We start from the raw sequence: 14,223 nt of genomic DNA, 5'->3' as shown, positions 1-14,223 counted from the left end.
CGCCCCGTTCTCTATGCCGCGCTCGCGGTTGATTTAAAAGTGCCCTTGCGGGCACTTTTCATTAGAGGCTTAAGAGGATTTGCGGCCGAACAACTGCGAGAACGCGCTAATCCCGGCATCGATGACGGCGCCAATGCCTTCACCGAGTTTTGCACCGGCGTTTGCCGCATCCGCATGGATACCGAAAAGACCGGTGCCGGCATCCACGATGGCGCCAATGCCGGTACCCAGGATTTTGCCGGCGTCGGAAGCGATGCCCGCACCGGAAACCGCCATGACTTCTGCTTCAGTCAGTTCTTTCATACTTGCTCCTTTGCATTAATCGAAAGTGTTCCGTTTTAAGAAAATGAGACCCTCACTGTCTGTTCACCTCCTTTTTTCCGCCAATAAAACGCACCCGGTGAAAACGTCAGAACAGACCGAATTCACGACAGAGATAATCTGCGACGCCATTGCGGCTGTTGGGCAGCGCAACCGGATTCAACGGCAGAGCGTGTTTCAATTCGCTCATGGCATTGCCCATCACCACGCCCGTCCCGGCCCAGCGCAGCATATCCAGATCGTTCATGGCATCGCCGAAAGACAGGCAATCGCGCATCGCTATCTGTTTGGAATTCAAATAGTCGGCCACGCTTCTGGCCTTGGAAACATGCTTATCCATGATGTCTATCGTTTCCGTGGAGGACTTACAGATGGACAGCGTTTTTCCAAACGCCAGACTGACCTCGTCGAACAGCGTCTCGATCTGCGCCGCATCGCCATGCACCAGCACTTTTAATATCTGCTGCCGCTTCATGGCCGCAGGCTCGACATAGCGGCAGGCGACGCCCGACGTTTTGACATAGTCAGAGAAAAGCGGATTCTCTTCGGTCATCATCCACCCCTCCCGGGTGAACAGGGTCACGTGGAACGGGCTGGCGAATAAAAAGTCGATCAACCCCGCTTGCAGCTCCACCGGCAAAAAATAGTTTTTATCCGCCACCGTCTGCCCTTCGATGTTGACCATCGCGCCGTTGCAGGAAACAATCACCGGCGAGAACCCCAACCCGTCCACGATCCCACGCGCATCGGCATCGCAGCGCCCCGTCGCGATGACGATTTCCAGCCCCCGGCGGTGTAAAATATTGAGCGTTTCCACCGTCAGATCGGATAAATTTCCCGAAGGATCGAGCAAAGTGCCGTCAAGATCGCTCACGATCGCCCGGTATTTAATTTTGCCGTCGATGGCCAGCCACATATCATGCCTCCTCAGCCTGGATAATCCCGTCCTCAGCGCTGATGTCGCTGTCGGGCGGAAGATTGGCGATTGCGAGCGCGATAATCAGAAAACGTCGGCCTAATTCGTCGATGGTTTCCCGAGCGATCTCGTGGGAATCATAAAACAGTGAAATGGCGAGCCGTTCTGCCTCGGGGAACAGACACAGCACCGTTTGGTGATTGCTGCCGCTGACGATGTCCATCACGCGACAGTGAAACGGCAGCCGCGGATCCAACGCCGGTTTCGGCATGTTTTCAAACACGAACAGGCTGCCGAACGGCGAGGTAGGCACCCAATTCTCGTCGTAACGATTCAGTTCGGAAAAGGCGTACTTCTGCCTGAAAGTTTGTGAATCCGCGATGTCATCCAGCAGTGCATAAATCGGCCGTTGACGGATTGCCTGCAGCCGCAGCACCGGGCTCGCGACGCACAGGCCAAACAGCGTCTGCACCTGCTCAATGTCGGCAGGGCGCTCGCTCATGGTCGTGCCGATCGCGATGTCATCGCAAGCCAACGCTTCGGCCAGCGCCAGCATCCAGGCCAGCTGCGTCAGCTGGTTGACGGTGATCCCCTGTCGCCGACAAAATGCGGTGAGGCGCGCCATCTGCGCGCTGGAGAATTCATCGCAATGCTGACGCATCCGGCGCCCCTGCGGCGCGATAGCCGGTGCGGCAGCCAACGGCAAGCGTTGATTGACCGGTGCACCCTGCAGATAGTCCGCCCAGAAGGCCCGCGCTTCGGGGTCATTGCCGTGCGTTCGCACATAGGCGGCAAAAGGTTCGAAGCGGTTAATCTCCAGCGCCGGCACCCTGCCCGCCAATAGGGCGAGGTAATCGTTGAACCACTGGCCGAACAACACCCCCAGCGACCAGCCGTCAAACAAAATATGGTTAAAGGTCTGCACCAGATAATGCTCATCCGCGTTCAGCCTGATGAGGCGCCAGCGAATCAACGGCGGCGCATCCAATTCAAACGACGTTTCCCTCTCCCGGGTCAACAGCGCCTCCATCCTTTCTTCCAGAGAGGACGGTGATGCATCCGACCAATCGTCCATCGCGATCGGCGCCTGCAACGTTTCGCAGATGAAGACGTTGGGCCGGCCGCGGCTGGTTTGATCGCCAAACCCGGCACGCAGCATTTCAAACCGCTGCAGCGCCAGCGCCCACGCCTGATTCAGCACCTCCGGCTGCAACGGGCCCGAGATTTCATAAACCGCCTGATCAATCTGATACTCGCGGTTGAGCCGGTTGAAATACATCAGCTCCCGCTGGGTCACCGTGGCTTCGAAAACGGCGGCGAGGCGATGCTTCTGCTGCCAGCGATCCAGTTCGGCGAGGCTGACGTCGGCATGGGGGAAGTCCCCAGGGCTGGCGAGGCAAACGCCGTTACTCGCCTCGTGGCAACAGTGCTCGACCAGCGCCGACAGGCTGTCGACATAGTGCGAGCCGATCCGCGACAGCGTTTCATGAGGCAGCAAACCCGACATGACGATGCTCAACCGATCGTCGTGAACATAAAGCACCAGATCCAATACGTTGCCGCTCACCGGCATCGCGCCATTTTCCAAATCCGCCGTTTGGTCGATCAATGCCCATAACGCGTCGTCGGCCTGCTCGTTGAACACCCCGAGATAATTGAATGAAATGGCCGGCAGGCGGTGCCGCCGCAGGCAAGCCAGCGCCTCATCGCCCGACGCTGAAGCGTATTTCAGCGCCGAGTAACCGATGCCGTGATCGGGCATCTTTCGCAACGTGTCCTTGATGGCGCGCAACGTGGTTTTTTGGCACTCGTGCGCGGTGATGCGCAACGGCGCCAGGGCGGTGAACCAGCCGACGGTGCCCTCAAGCCGGACCCTATCGTCATTGATATCGCGGCCATGGTGTTCCAGCGTGAGGTAACTGTCCGCGCTGCCGTGCCAAGCCTGCAGCACCGGCGCCAGAGCCGCTAACAGCACTTCGCGGATCGAGGTGTTGTAGGCCTGATGGCAAGTGTCCACCAGCAGCGTTGTCAACGCCGCGTCGCACTCGAATCGGCAAAATTCGGGGGGCTGCGCCGCGCTGCCGAGCCGGGCATAATCGGGCTGCCCGGCGATCATCGCCAGCCAGTAAGCGCATTGGTCTTTCTGCGTTGCCGCGTATTGCCGTAACCGCTCTCCCCATTGGCGGTAGCTGGTGCCTTTTGCCGACAGCGATTCCCCCAGGTGCAACCGCTGCATGTCGCTGACGATGATGCGCCAGGACACCACATCGACGATCAGATGATGAAACGCGCAGAACATCAGGGCATAGCCGGGCGCGCTGCTGTCAAAGATATAAACGAAACGGCACATCGGCCCTTCTGCCGGATCAAACCCCGATTGCCATTGCCGCAGCAGCTCGGCGCGGCTTTGACGACACAGCGCCAGGTCATAGTAGCCCCATGAAGGGCCGCCATCGGCCGCCGAAAGGTAGCGCTGCGACACGATGACGCCGTTGTCATCGACGCTAAAACGCGCGCGCAACATGTCATGCTGCTCCGCCAGCGCGGCCACCAGATCGGCGACCTGCTCGGCGGACATCGACGGTACCCGCACCAAAAATGTCTGGTTGAAGAAGGCGTCGCGCTTCGGTGCCAGCTCACTGTACCAATGCTGAATCGGCTGCAGTTCGAATTCGCCCTGCAGCTCGCCTTGTTCGTCTAGCGTCGTCACCGCATCTTGCTGCCGCAGAATGCGCTTGGCCAGGGCCCGCGCATTTCTGGTTTCGAACACCGCGCGCGAGTTGCTGTGGTAACCCGACTTGCTCAATTCGCTGGTGAACACAATGCTTTGGATCGAATCGCCCCCCAACCGAAAGAAGTCGTCGTCGACCCCCACGGTCTCCACGCCGAGAATGCTCGACCACAGCGAGCAAATCAGCGCCTCCAGCGGGTTCTCCGGCGCGGCATAACGCTCGTTTTGCGCGAATTGCGGCGTGGGCAAGGCCGAGCGATCCAACTTGCCGTTAACCGTCAGTGGGATCTCCTCGATCTCGACATAGCTGGACGGCACCATATAATCCGGCAAATCGCGCTCGAGCCGTGAGCGGAACTCGGCAGGATCCAGGGCCACGCCCCGCGTCATCAGCAAGTAGGCGGCAAGACGCTTGCTGTCCCGATGGACGACATCCACCACGACGCATTTCTCGACGCCCTCCAGGGCATTGATCGCGCTTTCTATCTCGCTGAGTTCAATCCTGAATCCGCGGATTTTCACCTGGCAATCATTTCTGCCGAGATATTCCAGATTACCGTCGCGCAGCCAACGCACCCGATCGCCGGTTTTATACAAGCGCCGGCCATTCAGTTCGATGAAACTCGTCTGGGTTTGTTGCGGCTGATTGAGATAGCCGCGCGCCAGCGCCGAACCGCCGATATACAGCTCGCCGGCCAAGCCCGGCGGCAGCGGCTGCAGCCAGCGATCCAGCACATAAAGCTCGCGCCCCGGTATCGCTCTGCCGATGGGAATACTGCTGTGGGTTTCGTCCGCCGCGATGGCATACAGGGTGGTGAACGTGGTGCATTCGGTTGGGCCGTAGCCGTTGATGACCTGCTGTGGTCGGTTGGTTTGCCGCACCAAGCGCTGCATCAGCGTGGCGGTCAGCGCCTCTCCGCCCACCAGCAAACAGCGCAGCCCGGAAAACAGGTCGGCATTGCTGAGATAAAGGTGATCGAACAGGCTGCGCGTCGCCCAGAGAATCGACACCTGTTGCCGACGCAACAAGGCCTCCAGCTGCGGCACATCCCCGGCGATATCCTCCGTATCACGGATGACCACCAGTTTGGCGCCGTTGAGCAATGCGCCCCACACTTCGAACGTCGCCGCGTCAAACGCGGGGCTGGACAGGAACAACAACACATCTTCGGGCGTAATCGCGATGCCGGACGCGGTCGCCAATTGGCACATCGCATGTTGTTCGAGCATCACGCCTTTCGGCGTTCCCGTCGAACCCGAGGTATAAATGACAGCGCCAAGCCGTTCGGCGGCGGTGATAACCGGCAGGTTATGCCGTTCATGCGGCAGGCGGCTCAGGTCGCCCAATGTCAGCACGGACGGGGGATGCGGCAGCATCGCGGCCAACGCCTGCGCCGAGGTCTGCATAGTTTGCCCGGCGATGAGCAACGCCGAGCGGGTTTCCTCAAGAATATGCCGAATGCGCGCCTGAGGATAATGGCAAGAGATCGGCACGTAGGCCGCGCCGGTTTTCAGCACCGCCAGCAGCGCCACGACCATTTCCAGGCTTTTCTCGCTGTACAAGGCGATCGGCGTGTCCACCTGGGGCGCGGCCCCGGTCAGCGACGTATAGCGAAGCACGATTTCTCTCGCCAGGCTATTCGCCAGGCCGTTCAACTCACAGTAACTGACGCGCAGCCCCTCATACTCCAGCGCGATATTTTCCGGATACCGCTGCGCGATCGCTTCAAAGCGGGCACTGAGGGTTTCCCTCGGTTGCACGGGGCTTTCGTCATTCTGCGGCAACCGCTCGGCGGCGGGATAGCAGGCGATGTGGCTTAAAGGGGCATCAGGTGCGCTCATCGCCTGTTGCATCAGGCGAATAAAATGCGCCGCGCAGTCACGCATCTCTTCCTCGTCAAACAGGCCCTGGCGAAAGCGCAAACGAAACTGCAACGCGTCGCCATCGGCCCGATCCTCGTACTCCAGAGAGAGCGTCGCACTGGCCATATCATGGTTGGCTTCGAATAGCGGCGAGGTGACGCAATCGGCCAGCGACAATGCCTCGTCGCGCAAGTTGGTCTGGGCGAAGGAAATCGGCAATGAGCGAATACCCAACGCTCGCACCACCTCTTGCGTGGGCAGCTGATTAAATCGATGGCGCGATTGCGGCGCCGCGGCGGTAATAAATGCCAAAGCGCGTCGATAAACATCGGAAAAACCCGCGCCATCGCGTAAAGAAACGGGGAGCACGCTGGTGTTCACATGCCCACCGAGCGCAAATTTTTGCCCCTTCTTTATCGACACCGGATAGCTGATATAGACAGTTTCCTGATTGCCGCTGCGCGCCATCAAGATCCCCCACAACACCAGCAGCGCCAGAAAGTCATTAATTCGCCGTATCCCCGAGGCCTGTTTCAGCGCTTTCCATTGCGCTTTGGGAAATTGGAAACGCAACTCGCCCGCTTCATCCACGCGCCCGGCGCCGCTTCGCTCAAACGGCACCTCAAGCGTACTCAAATTGGCCGCTTCGGCATGCCAGTGCGCCAGCGCCCCTGCGGAGGCCAGTTGTTCCACCTCCCGGTGCAATTGCCGGTTAATGACGGCGATCTCGGCCGCTTCTATGCGCGTCGCCAGCCGCTGTTGGCGATAGTACTGGCTTACCAATGAGAAAAACTCGTCGGAAGACGCGCCGTCAATCACCAGATGGTGGCCGACCAACGCCAGGGTATAGCGCCCTTCTCCCTCGGCGAAGAGCGCCCAACGATAAAGAGGCCCGCGATAAATATCGAAAGGCTGGCGAATCACTTGCGTCAACAGCGTGCGGTCCGTGTAATGCTGCAGAGGATAGATTGCGTCATTGCGACGCCAATACAGCTCGCCATCCTGTTCATGAATATGGCTGTTCAGCAATACATGATCTTGCACCAACGCATTCAGCGCGGCTTGCAATCTGATGGGATCCAGCGCGCCCTCAATACGCTGCAGCACCAATACGTTGTAGTTGCAACCCTCTGGATGGCGGTCATATTCATCGATAAAAACGTTTGAATAGGGTGATACAGGAATCTCTTCCATGACAAACACTCCATTTAAAATACACATGCCCTGCTTAACGGCGATCCATGCGGCATACCCAAACGTCTTTCGGCATCAGCTCGCTTATCTTTTGTGAGTAATAGCCGATCAACATGTTGATGCGCTTTTCTGAAATCACCTCCGCCGCCTGAGCGCAAACCGACTTATAAAAAGCGATGGGCACCATCACTTTGCAACGGCTATGCAGGTGCCGACAAACCCCGATCGCCCAGGAAAAGCACTCCCTGGAAGGATTGGAAATATCCAATAGTTCGGCGCACTCGCCAGAACATCCGATCACGGCGTAAAGGCTCCCTTTATTTATATAATGAATTTTATGATACAGGGGATGCTTTTCAATATACTCAAATGCGTGATGATCCTTTTCCCGCCCTAAATTATTGATAAAGTTTGCCTGTTGAGCGAACCCACCCTCAGCGAAACGAAAGGCCATAAATTTGTCAGGCTTTAAGGTTAATTCGACATAGGGATAGATTTGCGTATTGGACGTTAAATACTTTCTAAAAATCTTTTCATAAACCCGGATCTTACGGTCATCGGAAAAGCAGATATCCGCCGCCACATCCGACCGCCTGGCCTGCAGGAAAAAGTCTTTCAATACGGTGGAGGATTTTACCTGATGATGGATCCCAAGATCGCCAAGCATATTGACATTGAAAGAAACGCCATTGATTTTAAAGGGATAAAGGCTGGACACGAACATCCCGAGGTAGCGTTCCTGCTCCTTGTAGAATATGCCAGTTTTTTCCATTGGGGCCCCACAATGCGGATCGAGCAGATGCTTCCAGTGCAGGAAACGCTCCCCGCCCAAATCTCTGCCGTAAAGCTCTTGCAATAATTTGAAATGATTATGGGAAACCGTTTCCCTCACGAAATCAGCCATGTTTTATCTCCCTATAAAACCTATTCCATGCCAGGCGGCAATCAATGAACGATTGCCACCCCGCTCCGGTATAAAATACGGAATCAGACTGTCTCTGCCCTCGGTCCTATTAACAAGAGTCGCTGTGCATTTTTAACCAGCGCAAGAATTCAATATTATTATCGATGTTTAGTTTTCTCATCGCTGAGCGCTTATGGATGCTGACCGTTTTCGGGCTGATGCCGAGCAACATCGCCGTTTGATTTTGCGAATATCCCAGGTGAATCAGGCGGCACACTTTTCCCTCGCTAAAGGTCAGTTGGGTACGGCAACGTGGGCAATAGCTTGAAACTAAACTGTTTTTCTTGCGATAGCTCAACATGACCTTATCCACGATCGCCGCCACGCCGTCTTTGCGCGTAATGCTTCCGGCCTCTAAATTGCAATGAATTTTCGGAAAAATCGTTTTATGCTCCAATATTGAAAAATAGAGCGGAATAGAAGAAAAATTGCCCTGCAAAAGCTGGGTATGGCAAAAGTTGATAGACACCCGTTTATCCGGCGCCCTGAATATAATGTTGGCCCTTTCCTCTCCCGTGATCTTGGCCTTGACACCATTCGTGAGAAAACCTTCTTGCAAGGCCAGACCTAACCCAAGCTTGAAAAATTGATTTTGATCGACGATAGCAATATTGACGCGCTCCATTAACAAACCTCCCTTTTGACTGCGCTTGCCCACTCTCCTTACTGCAATATGCTTGCTGTGATTATTTTTTATTTTTGAGATGCTTTTTAATAAAAAAGCGTTATATGCGATACGGAAACGTCTTCGCCTCGCAAAGGTGTATTTTATATATAACGATATAAGCTCATCAGCCCTGGAGAGCACGCAAAAGCAAGACGCGGGGAAACACCGCGTTTTACAAGGTAAAGGGTTACCGTAAGATATATTTATAGTGCATCATTGCCATCCGTGGTACGGTGCCAAGAATTTTCTCCGATAAGTTAATTTTACTCCAAGAGCGCAATATATCCAGATAAATATCGAAAAAAAACATAATATGGAACATAACGCCGTGCTGAATTGATTGTTAAGAGCATCCGATTATGTATTAGGATTTTACTTAGAAGAAAGGCGGGATAATGCTTTATCTCGAAGCGTGCCGTTCCCCTGGCAAGCCATATTAAAAAACTGTCTATAACCATATTAATCTTATTGTAAAAAAAATGCATAAAAAAAAGCTACACTTTACGGTTGCAAGTGACTGCAAAACTTTCATGGCGATTGATTGAGAAAAGATGAACTCATCGGCGGCCGGAGCAAGAACGTCCAGGCTGGGAAAGCGTTTTTACCGGCGTGACGCAGAGCAAACAGAGGTAATAAATAGTGTCGATCTGAGTAATTTTTATATTTTTTTTAATCGCGTCAGTTTTTTAGCCTCCAGACAGGCAATCAGCCCGAGGTGATCTTTTTTTAACTGTTTATGACTGCCAATGGGCAGAATGACTTTAACCGTTTGCAACTTACCGTGATTATTATAGATATCAAATACAATCACCGGCGGGCCATACCCCTGGATCATGCAGTCTAAAAACCGCAGAGCGGCGCACCCCAAGCGGCTTCTGGCCTCTACGACAATTTTTTCCGCAAGCTCATCATAGCGGAAAGGTCTTTCCGGCGTCGTCAATATCTTCATACGGTCTCCCTTCGGGTAGATGTCATTCAGATTTTTAAATAACAAGCGTTATTGCGCAGTGAACGCTGAGGGTAAATGCGATATGAAAAATCAGGATCCAATAACATATAATTTAACGATGCCAAATTAAAATAACAAACAACAGAATAGTATAAAAAATGACAACACTTTTGTTGAAAAAAAGACCTGATTTGCAATAATGAAATTGCCTGAATTAAAGGGCTAACTGAAAAAGGAGTTTCAATCATGAAAGAACTATCCGCAATTGAAATTGAACAAGTTAACGGTGCTGGTTTTTTTGGTGACGTAGGTACACTGATTGGCAGTGCAGTGGGAACCGGTATTGATACCATTTCCGCGATTGCCGGTGTTAACCCTGATGCCAAAACCGTTGTCGGCACCATCGGTAAAGGTATTGGTCTGGCCGTCGATGCGCTGATTTCCAGCGGGTTGCAGATCATCTCGAAACTGTAATAAAAACTCATAATCATCCCTTACTATTTTTTTTAATTCGTTTCATTTTAAGCACCTTTGCGGGTGCTTTTTTTTACATCAAAGAATCAAAAAATATAAAAGGTCAGAAAAACCATTATCCAGAAAAACAAGCTGGGTATCACCATGATGAAAAAACCCATGCGTTTATTGGCGTTTTTAAGCATCCAGTCATAGATCATCGCACCACTCCTTGTGAATACCAGGAGGCATTTCCACCTCCCGGTATTTTATCCATCGAGTTGTTGATTACAGTTTCGGCACTTTGGAAAAGAAGTCCGCCATTTCGTGCGGGAACCCTTTCGCAATCGCCGGACGAAGATCGTCCATGGAAACATTAAAATCTTTCGGCTGCTCGCCCGTTTGCATTTTTTGGTGTGCGTTCACATTCGATTGCAGACCATTAAAAATGCCCTTCATATTACCGAACATATCATCGCAAGATTTTGTCACGTTACTCATGACCGACTTGGCCGCGTCGGGCCCCGACATTTGAATATTGCTGACGCCTTGCATAAAGGGTTGGCTCAGCGACGATTGGGAGTTGGTGCCCAAATTGCCGCCGGCTTTCATGGTTTCTAAAATTTTGGCTGGATCTAACATGTTTATCACCTCGTTACGGTTGTGTTTACATCGCTTTCGGGCACGAGAATCCTCGCAACGCCCGTGACCAAAGTGGGAAATCTTTCATCGTCGAGCGCAACTCAAGTTTGAGCACGCCAACCACCGACGACATCGACATCGTCAGCTCTCGCCTGTCGCTGGCGAGCGGCACCGGATTGCTGGCGTCGAACATCCGGAATAAGGCCCAGGGCCCGTCGAAACTGGCGACCTGGATCTGGCCGGTGCCGGTGCGGAAGGTCAGTCGAACATAGCTACCGCCTTTCGGGCCCGGCCAATCGATGCGGGTAGGCTGGCTATAACCATGGCTGTAGTTAATCACCTGCCCATCGATGTCCAGGGTCGCTTCGGTGATGGTCGGGGTCAGAGACAGCGGTCTGATGAACATGGAGAATGAAAGTTTGTCGCCGGCGCTGAAGAAGGTATCGCGAATCAAGCGGGCATTTTCAAACGCGCCCAGCGTGCTCGCATTGACGATCCCCTCCGACCCCGGTTTGGCATTCCATTTCTGCGCGTTGACATCCACGTAAGCGGCCAGGTTTTCATCGAAGAACTGCTGCATTGCGCCGTTCTGCCCAAACATGCGCGAGAAGTCCTCGATGCCGACCTCCGCTCTGGCGTTGCGCGAGAACGGATAGCGCCCGCTGATGCTGCCCTTGCACAACCCGGAAGCCAGCGACGAAGCCCCTTTGCTCAGGTTCTTCTGGCTCTGCTGGATCGTTTGACTGTCCCCAACCTGCAACAGATCCATCATGACGCTGCGCACCGGTTCCGGCTGACGCGCCGCATCCAGCTGCAGCCGTTTCAGCGTGCCGCCGGCCGGTACCACCTGGCCACCGCGCAATGAGGTGGATAGCGTGGTCAACTGGCTGTACAGCGCTTCGAAACTGCGGCTCAGCGGATCGTTGCTGGCATTGGTGGTCTGCAACAGCTGATACCCCAAGCGGCGAAGCAACTCGAAACGATCTTCCACCGCGCGTTCCGGCGTAAGACGAAAACGCGCACGTTCGCCGGAGATCTCGCCGAGGATGTCACGCCGTTGCTGTTCGAGGCGATTGCGTTGGCGATCGAACCAGCTCGCCGCATCGCCCTGGTTGGTGCCGGTCATGCTGGTTTCACGCGCGGCGAAACGCACCAGGTTGGCCAACGGAGACGAAGGATCGGACAGCTGACGCGCCAATATCGCCGCATCCTCCAGCCCGTTGACCGGCCGGGCGCGCACGTCGCGCATGAACGCATCCCATTTGTCCGCGTATTCGATGAGATAAAGCTTTCTCGCTTCATCAGCCAACTTTTGTGCGGAGGCCAATGAGTTCACTTTGTTTTTGCCTTCCGGGCTGTCGCGCAGCACCCAGGACTCTTCTTCGATCATATCCCTGGCGGCGTCATCGAGCTGCGCCAGGAAGACATCGCGGTAGCTGGCGCGGGTATAGAACCCCGGCACGGCGGTATCGGTCACCGTCGCCTGGCTCTTGCGGCGCAGCATCAAGGACACGTTCGGCCCGGCGGCGTCGGCCAGCGAAATGTCGTTGATCGCCGCCGGCAGCGGTTTCTCTTCGATGCGGCGCACCACCCGCACCTGCATCGGAATATTCATCGCTTTCACCCGCGCCAGGCGCAGCAAGTCGCCGTTCATTTTCATGACCGGCGCATTCGGCAGGGAAAACATTTCCCTCAGGTGGTAAGCGAAGATGCCTTTGTTCATGTCGGTGTAACCTTGCGGCATGAAGCTATCCCAACGCGTCATGAACCAGTCGACCAGCGCCTCGGCGGAACGGTGCGAAGGCTCGCCCATCATCAGATACACTTTCAGCGTGCCGTAGACGTCCTTGTTGGACGCCGATACGTCATTCTTGAGTTCGTCCGCGATATAGTTTTCCACCGCCGGCCAGAAGATCTGCAGCAAATGGCGCTGATAAGTCTTTTGCGCCGCGCTGTTGATCAGCTTGTGCTCGAAATAGGGATTCGGCACCGGTGAAACCTCACCGCCCAGCTGCGCGTTCATATAGCCCAACTGCTCATAGGCGGAAATGACATCGTCGCTGACGCGGTTAGTGACCGGTATTTCACGCACGATGCGCTTCGTTTCGTCAAAGCGCGCCGCAATGTAGGAGATGTAATCACTCTCCCACAGGTAACGCATCGCCAGCAGGTTAAAAGAGACCGCCAACAGAATGAGCACCAGCACATAGCGGCCCAGGGAGCTCATGCGGCTGCCGAGCGGCCTGGCGTGAGAAGACTGCTGCATCACCCCACGCTCTTGCCGGGCGTAATTCAGCTCCGGGTGATAAATGCGCCCGGTCGGGCGAGCTTCATAGATATCCGCCGCTTCCGCGTTGTAAATCGCGCCCTGCGGCGGCAGGGCGATGGTGCTGCCCAGCCAGACCTGCTGCAAATGGCAGGCGTAGCCCACCGGTGTTTGCGGGAAGATCTGCTCTAACAGGGAATACAGCGGGTTGCCCAGCGATCCCAGCGACTCGGTGAAGAACAGCAGCTGTTGGCGGTTTTGCCCATCCGGCGCATCGTGCAGCAGTTCGAGCACGTGATGGCTGACGCGCGCCACCATCTCCCGGTAGAGGGTTTCATACTGTTCGAAGGGCGTTTCGCCCTGTGCGGCGCGGTTCAGGCTGAACCCCATCCCGTTTTGCAGCAGATCGTCGCCCAGCATGGACAGGAAGGTCTCGCCGCCGACCAGCTGATCGAGGTGGCTGATGGTGAGATAGACCGGTAGCTCGCTGCGGAACCACGAAGCCATTTCCAGCAGACGCACGCGCAGCGCGTCGGCGACCGACTTTCTTTCGGTCAGCGAAGCGTGCAGCAACCAACGCGCATCCAGACACAGCATGATGCCGTCGATGCCCGGATGGCGGCGGTGGCGCCTGATCAGCTTGAACAGGGTATCGCGCGCCCTGGCGCCCTCATCGCCGAGGCCGTTCAGCTGCAGCCATTCACCGGAGGTGTCCACATACACCGAATTCTCCGCCAGCCACCAGTTGCAATCCTGGGTTGGCCCGACATCCACCGTCTGTTGCAGCCCATAGTGTTCGGCCAGCAAGAAACGTTCGCCGCTTTCGCCGATCAACGAGGTTTTGCCGCTGCCCGGCGGCCCGATGACCAAAAACCAGGGTTTTTCGCTGATGTAACGGCGCGTCAGGCGGTACTTGAAGCGCTGCCAGGGGGTGCGCTGCTTCGACGTGCCGACGTACTGCAAGGTGCGCAAGGCGTCGTAAAAACGCGAGGTGACGCGATCTCGCTGCGCGGTTTTTCTTTTGGCCGGGGCTGGGGCCCGCGCGTGGCGGAACACCCAGGACAAAAACGTCGCCACGAACGGCCACAGCGCCCAGCACAGGATCAGAGCGATAATGATGCCTCTGACCCAGACCGACAGCAGCGGGCGGTAGGTGCCGATGGCGATCAGCGGCCCAATCCACCACACCACCGCACACAGCAGCAAGGCAATCACCAATATGAATGATCTACGTATCATATAATTTCCTTATTATCT

The 14,223-nt window shown here is 55.3% G+C and carries 9 protein-coding genes; 1 reads left to right on the top strand and 8 read right to left on the bottom strand.

Annotation, left to right across the window (positions count from 1 at the left end; translation table 11 throughout):
* Positions 1 to 69 precede the first annotated feature (69 nt).
* From ACRAWE_RS03855 to ACRAWE_RS03830, 6 genes are all read right to left on the bottom strand, one after another.
* Positions 70 to 303, bottom strand: coding sequence for a hypothetical protein (locus ACRAWE_RS03855; RefSeq protein ID WP_019453441.1), 234 nt, complete (start codon positions 301 to 303; stop codon positions 70 to 72).
* A 106-nt stretch (positions 304 to 409) separates the two neighbouring features.
* Positions 410 to 1,237, bottom strand: coding sequence for a Cof-type HAD-IIB family hydrolase (locus tag ACRAWE_RS03850; RefSeq protein ID WP_019453440.1), 828 nt, complete (start codon positions 1,235 to 1,237; stop codon positions 410 to 412).
* Position 1,238: 1 nt separating this feature from the next.
* On the bottom strand, positions 1,239 to 7,025 hold the full coding sequence (locus ACRAWE_RS03845) for an amino acid adenylation domain-containing protein (RefSeq protein ID WP_432524896.1): 5,787 nt from the start codon (positions 7,023 to 7,025) through the stop codon (positions 1,239 to 1,241).
* Between the two features lie 34 nt (positions 7,026 to 7,059).
* Entirely contained in the window at positions 7,060 to 7,929 is an 870-nt protein-coding gene (locus ACRAWE_RS03840) for a hypothetical protein (protein ID WP_154746460.1), read from the bottom strand.
* A gap of 109 nt (positions 7,930 to 8,038) precedes the next feature.
* The gene (locus tag ACRAWE_RS03835) at positions 8,039 to 8,614 is read right to left on the bottom strand and encodes a helix-turn-helix transcriptional regulator (RefSeq protein ID WP_432524893.1); all 576 of its coding nucleotides are present in this window, start codon (positions 8,612 to 8,614) and stop codon (positions 8,039 to 8,041) included.
* 700 nt (positions 8,615 to 9,314) lie between these two features.
* Positions 9,315 to 9,605 carry a hypothetical protein gene (locus ACRAWE_RS03830; RefSeq protein WP_019453436.1) on the bottom strand — a complete coding sequence of 97 codons (291 nt, stop codon included), beginning with the start codon at positions 9,603 to 9,605 and terminating at the stop codon, positions 9,315 to 9,317.
* A 246-nt stretch (positions 9,606 to 9,851) separates the two neighbouring features.
* On the opposite strand from ACRAWE_RS03830, the gene ACRAWE_RS03825 reads away from it, so the two are divergent.
* A complete protein-coding gene (locus ACRAWE_RS03825) occupies positions 9,852 to 10,079 on the top strand; it encodes a hypothetical protein (protein ID WP_019453435.1) in 228 nt (75 codons plus the stop codon).
* A 267-nt stretch (positions 10,080 to 10,346) separates the two neighbouring features.
* Here ACRAWE_RS03825 and ACRAWE_RS03820 read toward each other — a convergent pair whose 3' ends face one another.
* Both ACRAWE_RS03820 and tssM read right to left on the bottom strand, forming a co-directional pair.
* A complete protein-coding gene (locus ACRAWE_RS03820) occupies positions 10,347 to 10,700 on the bottom strand; it encodes a DUF6277 family protein (protein ID WP_004935323.1) in 354 nt (117 codons plus the stop codon).
* A gap of 25 nt (positions 10,701 to 10,725) precedes the next feature.
* Positions 10,726 to 14,205, bottom strand: a complete 3,480-nt coding sequence (gene tssM / locus ACRAWE_RS03815; RefSeq protein ID WP_025159872.1) for a type VI secretion system membrane subunit TssM — start codon at positions 14,203 to 14,205, stop codon at positions 10,726 to 10,728.
* Positions 14,206 to 14,223: the final 18 nt, after the last annotated feature.

The sequence above is a fragment of the Serratia sp. BFP-2025 genome, assembly GCF_050880365.1.
GTDB lineage: Bacteria > Pseudomonadota > Gammaproteobacteria > Enterobacterales > Enterobacteriaceae > Serratia > Serratia surfactantfaciens.
The sequence above is the reverse complement of the archived record's forward strand: the minus strand, read 5'-3'. Positions and strand labels throughout refer to the sequence as shown.

Coding starts and splice junctions, on each gene's coding strand:
- ACRAWE_RS03820 (WP_004935323.1), bottom strand. CDS start 10,700: ATGTTAGATCCAGCCAAAATTTTAGAAACCATGAAAGCCGGCGGCAAT.
- tssM (WP_025159872.1), bottom strand. CDS start 14,205: ATGATACGTAGATCATTCATATTGGTGATTGCCTTGCTGCTGTGTGCG.
- ACRAWE_RS03840 (WP_154746460.1), bottom strand. CDS start 7,929: ATGGCTGATTTCGTGAGGGAAACGGTTTCCCATAATCATTTCAAATTA.
- ACRAWE_RS03825 (WP_019453435.1), top strand. CDS start 9,852: ATGAAAGAACTATCCGCAATTGAAATTGAACAAGTTAACGGTGCTGGT.
- ACRAWE_RS03855 (WP_019453441.1), bottom strand. CDS start 303: ATGAAAGAACTGACTGAAGCAGAAGTCATGGCGGTTTCCGGTGCGGGC.
- ACRAWE_RS03850 (WP_019453440.1), bottom strand. CDS start 1,237: ATGTGGCTGGCCATCGACGGCAAAATTAAATACCGGGCGATCGTGAGC.
- ACRAWE_RS03845 (WP_432524896.1), bottom strand. CDS start 7,025: ATGGAAGAGATTCCTGTATCACCCTATTCAAACGTTTTTATCGATGAA.
- ACRAWE_RS03830 (WP_019453436.1), bottom strand. CDS start 9,605: ATGAAGATATTGACGACGCCGGAAAGACCTTTCCGCTATGATGAGCTT.
- ACRAWE_RS03835 (WP_432524893.1), bottom strand. CDS start 8,614: ATGGAGCGCGTCAATATTGCTATCGTCGATCAAAATCAATTTTTCAAG.